At 57.5% G+C, this 18,238-nt stretch carries 13 protein-coding genes; 1 reads left to right on the forward strand and 12 read right to left on the reverse strand.

Features of this window, described 5'->3' with window-relative positions:
* Positions 1-61: 61 nt before the first annotated feature.
* Positions 62-1,243 (reverse strand): hypothetical protein, encoded by a 1,182-nt coding sequence (locus C4S74_RS08990; protein WP_258042441.1) that lies wholly within the window; start codon positions 1,241-1,243, stop codon positions 62-64.
* 311 nt (positions 1,244-1,554) lie between these two features.
* Between C4S74_RS08990 and C4S74_RS08995 the strand changes: the two genes are divergently transcribed.
* The gene (locus C4S74_RS08995) at positions 1,555-2,409 is read left to right on the forward strand and encodes a manganese catalase family protein (RefSeq protein ID WP_103995002.1); all 855 of its coding nucleotides are present in this window, start codon (positions 1,555-1,557) and stop codon (positions 2,407-2,409) included.
* A 71-nt stretch (positions 2,410-2,480) separates the two neighbouring features.
* Here the strand turns inward: C4S74_RS08995 and C4S74_RS09000 are convergent, their stop codons facing one another.
* The 11 genes from C4S74_RS09000 to C4S74_RS09055 form a co-directional block, all read right to left on the reverse strand.
* Complete coding sequence (locus C4S74_RS09000; protein ID WP_103995003.1) at positions 2,481-5,021, reverse strand: glycoside hydrolase N-terminal domain-containing protein; 2,541 nt, start codon at positions 5,019-5,021, stop codon at positions 2,481-2,483.
* 104 nt (positions 5,022-5,125) lie between these two features.
* Positions 5,126-7,063 (reverse strand): sensor histidine kinase, encoded by a 1,938-nt coding sequence (locus C4S74_RS09005; RefSeq protein ID WP_103995004.1) that lies wholly within the window; start codon positions 7,061-7,063, stop codon positions 5,126-5,128.
* A complete protein-coding gene (locus C4S74_RS09010; protein ID WP_103995005.1) occupies positions 7,060-8,079 on the reverse strand; it encodes a response regulator in 1,020 nt (339 codons plus the stop codon). Before C4S74_RS09010 ends, C4S74_RS09005 begins: the two co-directional genes overlap by 4 nt.
* A 136-nt stretch (positions 8,080-8,215) precedes the next feature.
* The gene (locus C4S74_RS09015; RefSeq protein ID WP_103995006.1) at positions 8,216-9,766 is read right to left on the reverse strand and encodes an extracellular solute-binding protein; all 1,551 of its coding nucleotides are present in this window, start codon (positions 9,764-9,766) and stop codon (positions 8,216-8,218) included.
* Between the two features lie 112 nt (positions 9,767-9,878).
* Positions 9,879-10,751 (reverse strand): carbohydrate ABC transporter permease, encoded by an 873-nt coding sequence (locus C4S74_RS09020; protein WP_103995007.1) that lies wholly within the window; start codon positions 10,749-10,751, stop codon positions 9,879-9,881.
* Positions 10,752-10,766: 15 nt separating this feature from the next.
* Positions 10,767-11,717, reverse strand: coding sequence for a sugar ABC transporter permease (locus C4S74_RS09025; protein WP_103995008.1), 951 nt, complete (start codon positions 11,715-11,717; stop codon positions 10,767-10,769).
* 62 nt (positions 11,718-11,779) lie between these two features.
* Positions 11,780-12,415 carry an SGNH/GDSL hydrolase family protein gene (locus C4S74_RS09030; RefSeq protein ID WP_103995009.1) on the reverse strand — a complete coding sequence of 212 codons (636 nt, stop codon included), beginning with the start codon at positions 12,413-12,415 and terminating at the stop codon, positions 11,780-11,782.
* On the reverse strand, positions 12,409-13,431 hold the full coding sequence (locus C4S74_RS09035; RefSeq protein ID WP_103995010.1) for a glycoside hydrolase family protein: 1,023 nt from the start codon (positions 13,429-13,431) through the stop codon (positions 12,409-12,411). Before C4S74_RS09035 ends, C4S74_RS09030 begins: the two co-directional genes overlap by 7 nt.
* Positions 13,418-15,256, reverse strand: a complete 1,839-nt coding sequence (locus C4S74_RS09040; RefSeq protein ID WP_103995011.1) for an alpha-L-fucosidase — start codon at positions 15,254-15,256, stop codon at positions 13,418-13,420. Before C4S74_RS09040 ends, C4S74_RS09035 begins: the two co-directional genes overlap by 14 nt.
* A 38-nt stretch (positions 15,257-15,294) precedes the next feature.
* The gene (locus C4S74_RS09045; protein ID WP_103995012.1) at positions 15,295-15,612 is read right to left on the reverse strand and encodes a cupin domain-containing protein; all 318 of its coding nucleotides are present in this window, start codon (positions 15,610-15,612) and stop codon (positions 15,295-15,297) included.
* Between the two features lie 176 nt (positions 15,613-15,788).
* Complete coding sequence (locus C4S74_RS09055; protein ID WP_103995014.1) at positions 15,789-18,092, reverse strand: DUF4962 domain-containing protein; 2,304 nt, start codon at positions 18,090-18,092, stop codon at positions 15,789-15,791.
* Positions 18,093-18,238 lie beyond the last annotated feature (146 nt).

Here is an 18,238-nt window from a genome sequence, read left to right on the forward strand (position 1 = left end):
TTTAACTTCAAAAGCGGTTGTCTTTTGTTCATGTTTGATCCCCGCGGCAGCATTCATTTTTTTACCGGGTGTCACGTCCGCTTTCGCTGCGCTTTCCTGGACGGTCCGGCTCCGGGTATTGAAATCGGGTCAATTCCCATGGGTCGTACAAAGAAGCGCGGATGAAGCCGAAGCGGCAAATCGCTTTGCGCGGGCGTTCTCCCTTTTCCTCGAAAGCGAGCTCGGCCGGAATCTCATAAGCGTACTCCAGTTCAGGCTTGCCCGCATCTTCCGGCTCCCATTCCGATAATCTGCGTACGGAAACGAAAGACCGGCTGTCTCTCTTCAGCTCTTGGAGCAGGCCGCGGTTATGCGAACGGACCAGCAGATCCAGCAAAGCGTCATCATGCTGGTGAACGGCCGCGACAACGAGATCCGCCAATTCCTGCGGAGAAGCCTGTCCGGCAAAGCTATCCGCCTGGCCCGCGGCACGGTGGACCATAAATTGGTGCACCGTATCTTTGGAGCGGGACTTGTGGGTCGTGCTCCCGGCAAAATGGATGCAGGAATGTCCGCTGAACCCGTTTTCCGGAATGCCGTCTCCGCCATGCGGCATTCCGTTCATGGAAGCGGCATAGCTTTTCCCGTTAAACCGGACGAGAACCGCCCGGCGGTCCCAGCTCCATTTTCCCCCGTAGATGGTCTTCATAACCTCCGTATCCTTCTTCGTTAGCGGCTGCACGTCCGCATGCTGCCGGCCGGCTCTGCGCTGAACCCGGAACGTGAGCCCGGTTTGCAGATCGAGCACCTCGAATCGGGCCAGACGGGGAATTTCTTTCTGCGCATCATTCCAGGAAACCAGCTCTCCGTAATGTTTTTGGCGAAGAGCTTTGATCTTCCTCACAAGTTCTTTTCTGTGCGATTCGTCCGGGCGGATCACTTCATGCTCCATGGAGTCATAAATCTCTCCCGCCGGGCTGACCGGATAGATGCGTTCTCCGCCTCTCTCCCTCACCTTTACAACCGTATCCGTAAAAGGAAAGAACGCCGCCTTGCGATGTACGCTGCTGCCGAAAAGGCGGCCCGCGCTCAGCTCAGTCCCGGCTTCGCTCCGGTAAAGCGCATCCGGCGTCGATTGGACGGAAAGCACAATGCTCCCGTGGTCTCCGGGCTCAACGGCTTGCCGCATGGCTGCCGCTTCCGGAACGAGTAAAATTCCACCAGCTGCCAGAAGCAGGAAAAGACTTCTTATCCATCTGCCCATTGTTTTTATCACCTCACCTCGCTTCTTTTCTTTCCGTTTCACCTCTCCGCTGAACATGTTCTTACTTTCCCGGATAGTTTTCTCCAAAGCTCCGAAATCATGTGAATGGGCGTGCAAATTGTCAGGTGCGTCTGCCCGGTACATATGGGGAAAAGAATGTGTCCGATTTTGAAACGGCGGAAAAATTATTTTCTGTAAATTTCCTTTTTTTTTGTTTTGGCACAAAGCTAACGGGTAATTAAAAGTCGGGAAGCGATAAAATGTTATTTTATTTTCTTCTGGCATCTGAAATCGAAGGAGGAAGTTAACTTATGTTCCGTCATCAGAAAGAATTGCAGTTCGAGGTAAAAGTAGACCGGCCGGACCCTATGCTGGCCCGTCAAGTGCAGGAAGTATTGGGTGGACAATTCGGTGAAATGACTGTCATGATGCAATATCTCTTCCAAGGTTTTAACTGCCGCGGAGAAGAAAAATATAAAGATATGTTAATGGATATCGGTACGGAGGAGATCGGACACGTCGAAATGCTGTGCTCCCTGATCAGCCAGCTCCTGGACGGCGCTTCTCCGGAAGATCAGGCCGAAGCGGCGAAGGACCCTGCGACGGCAGCTATCATGGGCGGTATTAACCCTCAGCATCTCCTCGTCAGCGGATTGGGCGGCCTGCCGACCAACTCCCTCGGCGTGCCGTGGAACGGCGGTTACATTGTGGCGAGCGGCAACCTGCTTGCGGACATGCGCTCCAATCTTCACGCGGAAAGCCAGGGCCGCCTTCAAGTGGCACGCTTGTACCACATGACCAAAGACGAAGGCGTGCGTGCCACATTCCGTAAAATGCTTGCCCGCGACCGTTACCATCAGTATCAGTGGATGGCCGCGATCAAGGAGCTGGAAGAGAAGAACGGTGTCGTAGTTCCGGCTTCCTTCCCGCCGGAAGCGGAGCTCGAATCGCAGCCGCACGCATTTGAATTCTGGAACTTGTCGGAAGGCACAGAGTCTTCCGAAGGTTTGTGGGCAACCGGTTCGGCGCCGGACGGAACGGGCGACTTCGTTTACGTGTCGGAACCGGTTCCGCAAGGACAAGTTCCCGCACCGAAGGTTCCCGCAACCGAGCTGCATCACGATCTGGACGAATGGGAAAGCTTGAAACAAGCGGTTAAGAAATAAGAAAAAGGCTCTTCTCCTTGGGAGAAGAGCCTTTTTTATCGTCTATTTTCGCGGTGCGGGTGCGCCCGCGTTTATAGCCGGATCTCCACAACCGTATGTGCCCCATGCTCAATTTCCATCATATAGAGCCCGTGAACGCCCGAAAAATCGCATTTTCCGGTCATTTTTGTGCCGTCCCGGTAAGCGGTAAACGGCCTTTTGTACCCGACACGAAGGGTTCCGGCCAAGGAGGCGGTAATACGGCCTTGTGTGAGCCGTCCGCCTTCCCACTCCATATCCGCCTCGTAGCCTCCGCGCGCGCGCAGTCCTTTGACGCCTCCGCCCGGCCAGGCGGACGGCAGCGCGGGCAGAAGATCCAGAAACCCTTCGTGGGACTGGAGCAGCATTTCGGCGGCGGCGGATGTCCCCCCCAGGTTCCCGTCGATCTGAAACGGCGGATGCTCCGTGAACAAATTAGGGTCGGCCGCGTGCCGAAGCAGAGCCGTCAAGTGGCGGTGAGCTTCCTCGCCTTCTCTCAGCCTCGCCCAGTAATGGGCGATCCACACGCGGCTCCAGCCGGTATGTCCGCTGCCACCGGCCAGCCGGCGCTCCAGCGTCACTCTGGCCGCTTGGGCCAAGGCCGGCGTACGGACCGGGGAAATAAGCTCGCCCGGGAATAGGCCGAACAGGTGCGAGATATGCCGGTGGCCCGGGTCCTCTTCCTCCTCGTCGCCGAGCCATTCGAGCAGCTGTCCGTGCCTGCCCGTCGCGGGCTGCGGCAGGCGGGCCTCCGCCGCCGTCAGCTCCTCCAGCCATGCGGCTTCCGCCGGCAGGGCGGCGTGCCCGCGCACGGCCGCATGTGCGCCGGCGGCGCTGGCCTCCGCGGAGAGCGCCGGACCTTTGGCGCTGCCCGGAGGGGGCTGTTCCGGCAACGCGGCTCCGGGCGTTTCGCGCTCGTCCGCGTTAGGCGCCGAGCCCGCCGGCACCCCACGGTAAGCGGCCGCATCGCCGTCAGCGCAGACGCCGATGCGGCCGGGCTCCGGCTGCTCCGCGCCCATCGCCCGCCCGTCCGTCAGCACGGCCGCCACTTCGCGGACAGCCCCGAAAAGCGTGCGCGCGAGCTGAATGTCCATGGCCGGAGCCATGCACAGATAGCCGCTTTTTCCGCCGGGAAGCACATATTTGTTCTCCGGCGATACGGAAGGGCCCGTGAGCAGCCCGCCCTGGCCGTCCTCCGTCATGAAGTCGAGCAGAAACCGGGCTGCTTCTTTCATGACGGGATAAGCCCGCCGGGCCAGAAAGTCTTCATCCCCACCGAACCGGTAATGCTCCCACAGATGAAGGGCGAGCCACACTCCGCCCATCGGCCAGACGGCCGCCCGCGGAAGCATTCCGTTGATGCCGCTTTCCGCCCACAAGTTTGAATTGTGATGAACCACAAATCCCCTGCACCCATAAAGATTCCGGGCGGTTTCTCTGCCGTTCTCGACCAGCCTGTCGATAAAATCGAACAGCGGTTCATGACATTCGCTCAAATTGCACACTTCCGCCGGCCAATAATTCATCTGCAGGTTAATGTTCAGCGTGTAATTGCACTCCCACGGAGGCTGGTAGTCCGCATTCCAGATTCCCTGAAGGTTGGCCGGAAGCGTGCCGGGCCTTGAACTGGCCAGAAGCAGATAGCGTCCGTATTGAAAAAAAAGCGCAAGAAGACCGGGGTCCTCCCCTCCCTCGCGAACGCGGTCAAGGCGCTTGTCCGTGGGAAGCAGCCGGGCATCGTCATCCGGCGTATCGAGCTCCAGGCTCATCCGGGCAAAAAGAGGCGCATAGTCCGCCTCATGCTCCATTTTGACCGCTTCGTAGCCCTTCCGCACGGCCTCCGCGACCTGCCGCCTGCAGACGTCGGCGGGCTCCTCGTGGCGGAAGCTCGTCTGCGCGGCGACATAGATCGTCGCCGCGGCCGCTCCCTTCACGAGGACGAAGTCACCGGCCGTACGGACCGTGCCGCCTTCGGCGCTCACGCCCGCAAGCGCGGCATACCGCACGCCGTCCGGTCCGCACCGGCCCTGCATAAGCACCGCATGCGGACCGTCGGGCGCCGCTCCTTCGTCGAAGGGACGCCGCCCCAAATGAAACCGGAAGCTCAGTCCTTCCGGGTGAGTCGTTGTTAGGCGGAGCACCAGCACACCGGCCGGGGCGCTGGCGAACAGCTCCCGGGTGTAGCCTGCGCCTTGCGACGTGTACTCGACGCGGCACAGCGCCGTCGCCAGGTCCAGCTCCCGGCGGTAAGTACCCGCTTCCGGCTCATGCTCTCCGAACCAGATGCGCAGGTCTCCCAGCGGCTGGTAGGGGCCGGCATATTTCGGGATGGGGGTCAGCCCCACATGCGCCAGCTCCTGCGCCTCGATCACATGGCCCTCCATGAGCAGCCTTCTGACTTCGGGCATAGCGGCAGCGGCCTCCGGATTTGTCCGGTCTTTGGGACCGCCGTACCACAAGCTATCCTCATTAAGCGAAATCAGTTCTTCCGCTGTGCGGCCGTAAATCATGGCACCCAGTCTGCCGCTGCCGACCGGGAGAGCTTCGGTCCATGCTTGAGCGGGCCGCGTATACCAGAGCTTGTTAGCAGACATGGTCCGCCTCCTTTACAGGCTTGCCGGTGCCCTGTTCCGAAAAGGGCACCCGCCATTTTTTATTTACCGCCTTCACGAGCCCCGTCGCATTTCGCACTTACGGGTTATACCGTTCTTCCGCTTCTTCCGGTCCCTTCAGAATCAGCGGGACCGATCCGCCACCCGCTTCCGGTTCCCGGCCATCCGCCGAAGCCTTCGTCCGGGCTTTCCTTGGCAGGCTTGGAAACCGGCATCATCATCGTCATCTTCGTCCCGGTGCCGGGCTCGCTTTCGATACGGAGGCCGAATTCCCCTCCGAACACCAGCTGGATCCGGCGGTGCACGTTCAGCACACCGATCCCGCCCATTCCGCTCTCTTCCAGTTCCGCCGAAGCGGGAGCATCCGTCAACTGCTCTGTTTTCAGCTTGGACTGAAGTTTATCCAGCGTCTCACGGCTCATTCCCGCCCCGTTGTCTTCCACCGAAATCCAGAACCTCCCGCCTTCTTCTCCGGCATCGATCCGGATCCAGTGGTGATCCTCCAAACCGTCCGGAAAAGCATGCTGGAACACATTTTCGATCAGCGGCTGCAGGGTAAGCCGAACCATTTTCTTAAGCAGAAACTGCGGCGGAACCGCGACATCCAGCTCAAATTCCCGGTCGTGCCGGTGCTTCAAAATAATCATATAGTTCAGCACATGATTCAGCTCGTTGGCCACGGTTATCTCTTCCAGGTTCGTTTGAACCGAATAGCGCAGCATATAGGCCATCGATTTGACGATTTCCGAAATTTCTTCCGAATCCTGCACGACGGCATAGCATACGATCGTTTCCAGCGTGTTGTAAAGAAAATGGGGATTGATCTGAAGCTGGAGAGCCTGGAATTCGGCCTGCTGCCGTTCGAGCTGTGTTTTCTGCTGCTTGAGCTCGCCTTCGTAAACCTGCTCCACAAGCTCCGACAAACGTCCCACCATCAGGTTGTAGCGCTGCATGAGCTCCGTGATCTCGTCCCGCCGGTTCGGCAGCGGCACCGTGGACCATTTGCCCTGCTCCGTCTGCCGCATGCCCTGAATAAGCACAAGAATCGGCCGTGTGATCGAGCGGCCGAACCGGTACGCGAGCGCGACCGCGATAGCCAGCGTGAACAAGCCGATCAGAATCGTCGTCGTGCGGATGGCCGTCACCGGTTTTTTCAGCTCGCTCATCGGCATCGAAACGACGAGATTCCAGCCGGAGTAAGAAGATCTGCGGCTCATGTAAAGCCGCTCATCCCCGTCCGGCCCTTTATGCAGGAAGGAGCCCGTCTCCCCGGAACGGACAATCCGGGGCACCAGCTCCGGCAGCGCGTTCGGGCTGATTCCGTCCTTGGACGGCTGATAAATCATCTCGCCTTTGTCGTTGACGATGAAGAAATAGCCGCCTTCGCCCAGATCGATCCCTTTCCAAAGCATGGAAAGATCGTTCGACCGGATCTCGACGGCCAGAATTCCTTTATAGTCCGCCGACTGCAGCCCTTTAATCTGCCGGGACAGCCGGATTACACTGCCGTTCATCGCCGGAAGAATGCTGTCCGTCGTAATGCTCAGCGTTCCGTCCGGTTCCGTGACGCTCTTCAGCCGCTCCATCTGGCCGAGTGTCTGCTCCCGGGAATAGGTTCCCTCCGCCTGATCGTTGCTGTAGCCGTAAATTCCGTTGCCCGCAAAGCTTATCGCGTACATGGACACAATCTCGGGATTGCGGATAAAAATCGGCTGAAGCGCGGTTTCCCGGATCGTGCTCCAGAACTTGTAATAATCGTAGGGCTCCGGAACCGGAGGAAGATCGACGAATTTCTTGATGTCCCGGTTCGTCAGCAGCGAAATCGTGAGCCGGTCGTAGCTTTTCACATAGACATCCGTATGATGGAGCGCATTGGTTAAAATTTGATTCATATGAAGCCGGTTTTGTTTATCCAGCTCATCGGACGCCTTTTTATACGTAAAGATCCCGACAGAGGTCAAGGTGATCAAAATTATCGAGAGCAAATAAAGAAAAATTTTGCGGGAAAGGTTCCATTTAATCATTTAATCCCCAGCTGCTGCCGGTATTCCGAAGGAGAATAGCCGGTCGTTTTCTTGAACATTTTCGTAAAATGCGGATAGTCTTCGTACCCGACCTTGGCGGCCACGTCGACGATGCGGATATGCGGGATCGCCAGAAGCTGCTGCGCCTTCTCCATCCGCTTCTTGATCCGGTATTTCACAAACGTTTCATTGGTCATTTTCTTGAACATGGAGCTGAAATATGTCGGAGTGAAGCCGGCCATCTCGGCTACCTCGTCGAGCGTAATTTCTTCGGCCAGATGCGTGTCGATATAAGTCTTTACTTCATCGAGCAGATTTTTGTAGGTGCCGCTGCGCTGCTGATGCAGCTTCTCCATGATGTCCTCCAGCCGGAGCTGCATCTGCTCGAAAATCTGGTCCTTGGAAACGCAGCGCCCGTCCTCCCATTCGTTCTTGACCGGAAGACCCCTGGCCTGAAGCCTCTTGAGAAGCAGCGCCATGCATTCCTTGATGAGCTGCCGGAGCTGGAGCATGTTCATTCCGCTCGCCAGACAGTTCTGCTTCCACTCTCCGATCAGCGTGCGCAGCCTGTCCTCTTCGAGGTTCCAGAGGAGCTGTTCCATCCGTTCGATCACGTCCACGCAATCCGACAAAGCCACGAACCCTTTCACCCGGTTTTTCATAAAATCGGCCAGCACCTCATGAAGATCCGGCGCCGTCACCGGCTTCAGCAAATAATGCTTCACCCCGTAGAACAGGCATTTCTGAGCGTAGGAGAAATCGCCGAAACCTGAAATCACGATACACGGAATATGGCTGTACTGCTCGTGAATAACACGGCACAGCTCCAGCCCGTCCATTTTCGGCATCCGGATGTCGGTAAACACGAGGTCGATCTCGCGCTCCCGGATAATTTCAAGCGCGGCGGCGCCGCTCGCGGCCGTATGAATGCCGGCGAATTCGAACGGATAAAGCTCCGCCATTTTTACGAGGCCTTTGCGAATAATCGGCTCATCGTCGACGATCAACAAATGCATGGTAACAGCTCCCCCGTCGCGAAGTATGTGCTTTTGCAAAAAAAGCTGGCCTCCCCGCTAACTTCTGCAAGGGAGGCGGATCTTTTGGTCAGCCGGAATTTAAAACGCTTTCATTCTAGCTTAAGTTTAGCTTTGCTTAACGGGCGCGGTCAACCACGCCTTCTTTTTTGTTGTACCGTTCCGTAGCTTCCTTAATAATTTCTTTGCCGCCCTTGGCTTTGTACTCTTCGATCACTTTGGGCCAGTCGGAGATCGGGCGTTTGCCGTATATCATCTGGATCATCTGGTCCAGAATGAATTTCGGACCCGTATCTCCTCCGGAAGCCAGATCCGGGTATTTCGTAAAGGAAGCCAGACTCGTCGTAAACGTGATCCCGCCTACGCCTTCCTTGGACAGCACGTTGTCGAACGCTTCGACCATGTCTTTGCCGTCTTCCGTCAATTCGGAAAGCTTCTTGTTGTAGGTCAGGTCATGGACCATCCAGAGCGTCGTCTGCCGGTAGTTCGCCTCGTCGATTTCTTCCTTCGTTTTCGGCTGTTTATAGTTGATTTTGCCGTTCTCCTTCGTATAGGTTTCCCCTTCAATTCCGAAGGTGAAGAACTCTTCCGCTTCTTCCGTACTCATCCAGTCGAAGAACTGGATAATCTTCTTGGCTTTCTCTTTGTCCACCTTGCTGTTGATATACTTCGCCGTCGAAATATATCCGTACACGCCGTGTCCGCCCTTGCCTTCGGGACCTTTGGGGGACGGGACGATATCCACTCTGCCGTCCTTCACCGCATCCTTGATCTTGCCCCGGAAATTCAGCAGCGCCTCGCCGTTCGCCGACCAGATGCCGGATTTGCCCGCCGCGATATTTTTGTTATAGTCGGTTTGGGAAACGGTTGCAAAATCTTTCGGAATGAGTCCTTCCTCATACATCGTTTTGTACGTCTGGAGAGCTTTCGTCATATTTTCCACATCGAAAAACTTCGGCACCACTTCGCCGTTCATCAGCTCGAACTGATACGGCATCACATCGTAAGCGCCCAGGAACGTGTCCGCATATTTAAACTGCTCGCGGATCTGGTACGGATTTTCCACGCCCATCTTCTTGAACGCCCGCAGAACGTCCAGATATTCCTCGACGGTGACAGGCTGCTTCAGGTTCGCCTTCTCCAGAAGATCCGTCCGGATAAAGGTCGCCCGTCTCGACGGGTTGGTCAGCCAGCCGGGTATGCCGTAAATTTTGCCGTCGTACGATGTTTCTTCCCACGCTTCCTTCGGAACAAGCTTCATCAGATTCGGCGCGTATTCCTTGAGCAGATCGTCAAGCGGCATAAACACGCCCGCTTCCACCGACCCGGACATGGAGGATGTTGTCGGCCCCCCGCGCAAATTGCTGACGACATCCGGAATATCGTTGCCTGCAAACATCAGGCTCATTTTCTGATCGAATTCTTTGTGAGAAAGCGGTTTCAAATCCAGGTCCGTGTTTGTGCGTTTTTCCAGCTCCAGCACCCATTTGTCTTTGTTGATATCGGATGCGGATTCCAGATAGGCATTGCCCCCCGTAGAGAAGGAGACGGAGAATTTAACGGGACCCGCGCCCGCCGCGCCTTCTTTTGCCGGTTCCTTGGAATTGCAGCCCGCAAGCGTTCCGGTAGATAGAACCGCCGCCAGAAGTATACCCAAGCCTTTTTTCATCAAGAATCCTTCCTTTCATCTCTTCCTCGTGATACGACCCCGGTTACACTTTCATGATAAGGGCTGGAGATTTTTACGGGTATTGGGATTCTTATTTTGGCGTTGTGTTCTTTTATGATTTAATCGACCCGATAAGCATACCTTTTATGAAGTATTTCTGCAAAAAAGGATAGATTAACAGGATCGGCACCGTCGCCACCACGATTACGGCCATTTTGATGCCTTCGGGCGAAATATTCAGCGTATTCTCAAACGTGGACGTCATCTCCCCGAAATTGTCCGTAATGACGATTTCTCTCAGTCTGACCTGAAGCGGAAACAGATTCCGGTTATTGATATAATACAAGGCATTGGAGTAGGAATTCCAGTGGGCCACCGCATAGAACAAGCCCATCGTCGCCATAACCGGCTTCGACAAAGGCAGCACGATGCTCCAGATCAGCCGCATTTCGCCGCAGCCGTCGATCCTGCCGGAATCGACAAGCTCGCCGGGCAGCCCCGAGAAGAACGAGCGCATAATAAACAAATTGTAGGCGCTGATCATGCCGGGAATGATGAGCGACCAGACCGTGTCCAGCAGCCCCAGATTTTTGATGAGCAGATAGTTCGGAATAAGCGGCGCGCTGAAAATAAACGTAACGAGCACCATAAGCAGCAAATACCGGCGCCCGATATATTCCGGACGGGACAGCGGATAAGCCAGCGAGGTCGTCGCGATCAAATTGATGAGCGTTCCGGCGACCGTCACGAACACGGAAACGAGAAAACCCTGCCATACGGAGCTGTCGCTTAACACGAACGCGAAGTTGGACAAAGTAAACTCCACCGGAAAAACGGACACCCTGCCCTGGTTGAGCGCCAGCTCGCTGCTGAACGACTTCGCCAGCACGTGGACGATCGGCAGGATCATACAGATTGCCACTACAGTCAGCAGCACGTAGTTAAACCCCTGGAACGAGCGCTCTCCCCTGCTTTCTTTCATCATAAAACGTCACCTGCCCTAGTATAAAGATTCGCCTGTCGCTTTCTTGCTGAGACGGTTTCCGATCATGATAAGCACAAGGCCGATCAGCGATTTGAACAGGCCGATGGCGGTCGTATAGCTGTACTGTTTGCCCAGGAGCCCGACCCGGTAAATGTACGTATCCAAAATTTCGCCGCTGTCCGAGTTCAGCGAGTTCAGGAACACATATCCCCGCTCGAATCCGAAATCGAGAAAATGCCCGATATGCAGCAGAAACATGATCGCGATCGTCGGCATAATGGTTGGAATCGTAATGGCCGTCGTCTGCTTCCAGCGGCTCGCTCCGTCGATTTTGGCCGCCTCGTAAAGCTCCGGGTTAACCCCGGCGAGCGCCGCCAAATAAATGATCGTTCCCCAGCCCGCGTCCTTCCAGACGCCCGAACCGATCAGAATACTGCGGATATAGGAATCTTCCCCGAGAAAATATACCGGCTCCATGCCGAACCAGCCGAGCATCGTATTCACGATTCCCGTCGTCGGAGAAAGAATGCCTACCGCGATTCCCCCGATAATGACCCAGGACAGAAAATGCGGCATATACACGACGGTTTGAAGAATCCGTTTGTAGACCATTTTGCGCACTTCGTTCAGCAGCAGCGCCAGAACTATCGGCACCGGAAACGCGATCACGATATCGTACAGCCCGATCAGGAGCGTATTCATGAAAATTTTCAAAAACTCGTCGTATTCGAACATCCGGAAGAAATTATCAAGGCCGACCCACGGACTGCCCGTGATTCCCTTAAACAGGTTGTAATTCTGAAAAGCCATGATGCTCCCCATGAGCGGCACATACTTGAACACGATAAAATAAAGAATGCCGGGAATCGAGAGCAGATACAGCGCTTTGTATTTGCGCAGATTCGATCCGACTTCATGCCTCTGCACGTACCTGACTTTGTCGGACGGCTGAATTTTACTGGCCATAAGTACCTCCTGGGCTGTCGGAATAGACTTGATCAAAGACTTTATATTGTGCAGGGACCGGGTTAAAAAAGAGCGCGGGGCACGCCGGCCGCTTTCAGCCACGCATCCGCGATAAGCGCATGACCGGCGGGAGACGGGTGCACCCCATCGGGAGCCCAGTACGTGCAGGGCGCCTTCACAGAAGCCTGCGCGAACATGCCGTCCAGCGGCACATAAGCCGCCCCGTATTCCCGCGCCAGATCCCGGACTCCGTGAATTTTCGGGTCGAGATCTTCCCGCCAGCGCCGCCGGTCTTCGGGAACCGGCAGCACGAACGGCTCGATCAGCATCAGCTTCACGCCGGGAAGCCCCTCTACCGTCCGGTCCAGAAGGTCCCGGTAGCCGGCAATGAACGCTTCCGCGGATGTCGGATCGCCGCGGTCGTATCTTCTCCACGTGTCGTTGACACCGATATAGATCGAGACGACGCCGGGCTTCAGCTCCAGGCAGTCCGTCTCCCAGCGGGCCTGAAGATCCCGGACCCGGTTTCCGCTGATTCCCCTGTTGAGGAACGTGACGGTCAGTTCCGGGTACAAGCTGCCGAACCGGGCCGCCGCCATCCAGGCATAGCCTCTGCCGAGCTCATGGCCCGGCTCCCGTTTGGCATCGGTAATGCTGTCTCCCTGAAACAGCACGATATCGTTTTTACGGATCAGCATGAGGGAGGCGCCTCCTTCAGCGGAATCACCAGATTCCAGGTTTTCGTGCAATCGTGGAACCCCCTCGTGCCGTCGGAAGCCGCCGCGAACAAATGAGTGGGCACACCGCCCTCCATGAGCAGGAACGGCCGTTCCAGATTGCCCGCCTGCCTCACGACGCCGTCATCCCACAGGAAGGTGCGGGAATAAGCTTTCGGAGGATCGCACAGCGACCACGTCACCCCGTCCGGCGAAGAGGCGCGGATGCCTCCGTATTTTTCTCCGCACAGGCGGCCGGTCATGTCTTTGGCGATCATCGAAAAGCCGTCCTCCGTCTTCCACACAAACGGGTCTTCGATGTTGAAATGCACCGGGAACAGGGGCCCCTCGGCCAGCCTCGTATACGGGCCTTCGAAGTGAGGGGCTTTCGCCGCCCCGATTGTCATCTCCCCGTGACGGAAGCCTTCGTACTTCCTTGCCTTGTAAACCAGGAGGACCGAACCGTCCTCCAGTACGCAGGGAGCCGGATTCGACGTCAGGAAGCTATCGAACTTGCCGGGGCGCACATCCAGCACGGGTTCGTCCCGGCGGAGCCACGGACCTTCCGGCCGCCCTGCCGTGGCGATGCCGATCCGCTTATTGGAACGGGCCACGACCGTAACGGGATCATCCAGGCCAAGCGGCTCTCCCGGCTGCGGATCAGCGAACGGATGAGTCGAGCCCATGTAGTAGAGCACATAAGTATCGCCGATCCGGACGATATGGGGATTGTGCGTGCTGCGGCCGTCCCAGTATTCCGCTCCCCGGGCGGGAAGCACCGTTTCCGCATACGTATACGGCCCTTCGGGCGTATCGGAGACGGCGCGCACCACTTCGGACGAGACGAGCCAGCCGGGATGCATCGGCAGACTGTCCGGCCAGCGGGACGCGAACAGATGATACCGTCCGTCCTCGCCCTTCACGGCCGAACCGCACCAGACCCAGTATCCTTCCATGCGGAATCCGCCGCCGACCGGAGCCGGCTTAAAGCTGAACATGCGTCTTCTCCTCCTCCGTTAACGCTTTCATAACCACCTGCTGCAAATTCATCAAATAACCGCCTCGTATGTTTTCAGCCCTTACCGTCAAGGTGTATGTGCCCGGACCCGGAATTTCGAGGCCGCCAATCTCACGGACCGCAAAATCATACGGTCCCTCTGTGGGAACGACTTCCGCCCGGAGCGTCTGATCTCCGCAGAAGACGGAGTAAACGCCTCCCGAGACGCCGGGTTCCGCCGCATACGACAGGCTGATCCCGTACGTTCCGGGCTGCGCCGCCCGGAACGTCCACGAGAGGCTGTCGCCCGCCCGGCTCCAGTCCGTGACGTTATCGCGGCCCTTCTTGCCGGTGTCGTAGCGCAGCCGCTCCCCGGCGGCTTCCCCGTCGAAAGCCGGGAAAGTCGTCGCGCCTTCCTCCATCAGCCGCTTGTGCGGGTCGGCTGCAAGCTCTCCTTCGTATTGGAGCACCAATACGGAAGAAGCGTTGTCCGGCAGGGGGCCGGGAAGCTCCACGAGCAGGTCGAGCCCGTTCAGCCGCCGGAAGCGGAGCGCGGGCGCCGCCGGATCGTGCAGCCAGCGGACCGCGGTGACCGGGCTTGCGATGCCGGGCACGATCATCCTGCCGCCGGGCGGCCGCCGCAGGATGTGCAGGAACAGCTTCCGCTGCCGCGGATCGGCCGTGCAGCAGCCCCACTCGGGGCTCCCGATCGGGCTGCCCTCCGTGCCGCGGACGCTCGTGTGGTGGACGGCCATCCACCGTCCGACTTCCCGCAGCAGCTCGCGCGAAGTTTCATCGATGCGCCCGCTGCCTTCGGGGCCGACATTGAAGACCGTGTTGCCGCCCCGGCTCGCCGTCTCAACCAGAATCCGGATCAGCTCCTCCGGCGTTTTCCAGTTCCGGTCCGCATGCCGGAAGCCCCACGAATCGTTCAACGTGAAAATCGATTCCCAATCCGGCCGTGTTACGCGTACGCTGAGCTGGTTGTCTCCCGGATTGCCGTAATCCGCGAATTCGTCGGAACGGATTCTTTTGTTGATCAGGCAGCCGGGCTGGATCGAACGGACCAGTTCGGCGAACTCGCGTCCCTGCTCATCCGTGATTTTGTGGCCGCAGTCGAACCAGAGAATGCCGACGGGCCCGTATCCGGTGAGCAGCTCGCGGATTTGGGGGAACGCTTTCTCCCGCAAATACCGGTCATACCGGCGGCTCTTCGCTTCATCCCCGGTCCAGCTTTCGAGCGAGTCCCAGGCTCCGATATTATCGGGGTAATCCAATGTATTTCCTTGGGAATCGGGGTGATGCCAGTCCATCGCATGGGAGTAATAGAGGCAGAACGTAATTCCGCCTCTTCCGCATGCCTCGCTTAATTCGCGGATTGGGTCCCGTCCGCTCGGACCGAGCGCCACGATGTTGTACCCGCTCGCTTGCGAGTCGTACATGGCATACCCGTCATGATGCTTTGCCGTAACGATCATATATTTCATACCGGCTTCTTTGGCGGCCGCGACCCACTCGTCCGCTTGGAATCCGCTCAGGTCCATTCCGGCGGCCACCTTCTCGTATTCGCGGACGGGAATACGTCCCCTAAGCTGGATATGCTCGGCGTAGGCGGCCTCGATCTCTTCCCCGTTCCATCTTCCTCCGAGCAGCGAGTACGGCCCCCAGTGGACAAACATCCCGAAACGCGCCTCCCGCCACCAGGCAAGTCTGCCATCGTAGCTTTTCCCGCCGGAAGCGCGCACCTCCGCCGCCGGACTATCCGGCGGGCGGCTGCGTCTCGCTTCCGCTTCGGCCCCGTCCATCAGCGGATCATTGTCCCGCACGATACATCCCTCTCTTCATCTGTAAATTCGTATCCGGGTTAGCGTTTGACGAGATCTTCCCGGACCGGCGTAAAGCAGTCCAGCAGGATGCTCGTCTCAAGCGCTTTCGCGCCGTGTCTGGCGTGAGGGGGAATACAGACCGATTCCCCCGCCCCGATGACCTTTTTTACACCGTCGATCGTAAATTCCATCCGCCCTTTCATGCAGTACGACAGCTGCTCGTGCGGATGAGCGTGCTCATATCCCTCCGCCCCCGGCTCAAAGTGGACTTCCATCAGCATCAGTGACTCTCCCGGCTGCATGATTTTGCGCTTAACCCCGGGTTCCGCGTCTTCCCATACGTTAATATTGCTCATCGCCAGATTCCTCCTTGGTGCGTATAAGTTCCAGTTCCAGTTCCATTTTCAGTTCCCGTTTACGGGCCCCGATAATACCGGCAGTCTTGACAGTATCGGCATTTCCGGCATTTCCGGCATTTCCGGCATTTCCGCCAGTATCGGCAGCCCTTCCCGGCCCCCCGCGTGACATTGTTCTAGAAAGTTTTCTGCACGTCGATTTTCCTTGTCTTCCCGTTATCCGTAAAATAAAGCGAAAACACGAAGCCCTGGTCGTCCATGAAATACGATACGTAGCGGTCCTCTTCTCCCGTTTTTTTCGGCACGAGAAGCGTCACGAGGCGGTGGGAAACCGCCGGAGAAGACTCCGCCTTCAAATGCCACTGACGGGAAAGGCCCTCGATCTCCTTCTCGTCCACGCCGGAAAATTCATGGCTCTGGGAAAGCGTCAGCTCGCCGGACGTGCAGAATACGAAGCGTCCCTCCAGCGAAGCTTTTTTCCCGGTCACCCGGAAAGACTGCTCCTGCAAATCCATCTCGTACATGGCATGGTACAGCCATTCGATTTTACCGGGGCGGTTCAGGTCGACGGAATCGACCACAACGAAATAACTGTGGTCCACAAAATAAATCTCCCGCTCCACCCGTTTCGCATAAGGTACCGGCTCCAGATAAGCGGCGGTCACATCCATCTTCACGTAACTTCCGTTCTTGTCCCGCTTCGCCTCCACGACTGTGCCGGATGCCGCCATATTAAGCGATTTGTCCGTGTCCGCGTACTGTCCCGCCCCGTCGATCAGCAGGCTGTTTTTGGAAACCGTCTGCCTCCGCCAATTGCGGTGCATCGTGCTGTTAAACGCGACATAATACCCGGTTTCCACCGCGAGCGCTTCCCCGAACGCATGAATATAAAAAGCGCCCTGATCCGCGTGACTATGGCTCACGGAGCCGTACTTGCTGGCCTTCGTCAGCAGCATGATCTGCTCGCCGGGATCGTCCATCCGGTGATGCATCGCCACCCAGCCTACATCGCGGAACCATTTCAGCTCTTCGGCATCCGCCGGCGCTTTCGCCTCTATCTGCGGGTAAGCCTCCCGGTACACGAGCTCGTCGAAGCGGAAATCCCACCAGCCGTGATTGTGGAACTGCTTAGCGGCTTCAGGGTCCGTCTCTCTGATTTTCTCGTAATACCACTGGTACCGGCCGTCTCCCGTTACACCCGCCAGGTGGCGCATGTTGTAGCCCGTTTTAGCGCCGATCTTCCCGCCCAGGCTTGAATTGTCGCCGAAGGTTGTGCGCGTGGAAGCGTTGGGGCTGTAGACATACAGCGGAAAATCGCCGGTTTTGTGAAAAAAAGGCCGGTCGAACAAGCTGAGCCGCGCATAGCCGCGGATCCATTCGATCGCTTCCAGCAAGGCCGCCATTCCGGTCGTCCAGTAATGGGGGCCCTCCGCCCAGCCGCCGTCCTCGCCGCCCCAGGGGGTGTACAAGGTCCAGAAATACTCCAGTGTGTAATGAAGCCACTCTTCCGCTTCCGGTTGTTCATGCAGAAGCGAGATGCAGCACGGCGTAAGCACGGACGACAGCGACCGGACCGCATGGCTGTCGTAAGGCACCTGGTGAATCTTGGACCGCCGGATCGCATGCACCGCCACCTGACGGGTCCGGGCGGCCAGGCTCCGCTTCACCTTTTCTCTCTCCCCGTCGTCCAGCTCGCCGTGCAGCCAGTCGTAGCCCCAGGCGAGAGCTCCCGCCATCCGGAAAGCGGCTTCGTCGTTATAGTCCCGGCCCGTAGGCCCGTCCGGGTCCCAGGAAGCGGCGGCCAGTAACCAGTCTTTCGCCCGTCCGAGCAGACGGGAATCTTCCAGCACCCTTCCCGCAATGCTCAAGTGGCGGATCGCGTACAGCATTTCCTGGCAGGTGATATAAGATTGCCTCCAGAGCTCCACCGTCCGCTTGTTGCCCGGATACGGACCGGGCTCCTCATGCGGCTCCCGCTCCGACCAGGGCAGAACCGACAGCTCGTAGAACAGCTTCCAGCCGGTTCCTTCGGGATCGGCAGCGATTCTGTCCCGGTAGCGGGCAATCCCGTCCTCGCCCTGCAGCCATAACCGCGGCCTTGCGCAACCGCTTTCCTTAAATCGTTCGCCTTTGGCCGGCAGCGGAGTTTCCGGCACATTTTCCGGTACCGCAAATGAACGCGCGACGCTCCATTCGGACGTGCGCTTATCGTTCTCATACAGCGCATACCGCCAATAATACGTACCGGGCGCGAAACTTTTTTCCGGCGTAAAAAAATTATAGGGAACCGGAGCATACATCCGGGAAAGCTCTGCGGGGAAATCGTCCCGCCCGGATATTTCCAGCACGTAACAATCTTTCTCGAGCCTGGCGGGAATCCACGTAAAACGGGGCGGATTTTCAATCACCTTCGTCTGCGCGTCAGGCCCGTATTGAACCGTCAGCACGCCGCTGCGGGGTTGGTACAGAGATTTGCTCATGTCATCGCTCCCTCCGGTGGTCAGCCGTTATGCCGCTGCTTAACATTTCTACCTGCTTTCATCTTCCTCTGTATCCAGTATAAAAGTGTTTGCCTCCCGTCTGAATAGAGTCAATTAAGATCGAGTTGTGCTTTTTTACGATTGGG

This window comes from Paenibacillus sp. UNC499MF, assembly GCF_900107975.1.
GTDB lineage: Bacteria > Bacillota > Bacilli > Paenibacillales > NBRC-103111 > Paenibacillus_F.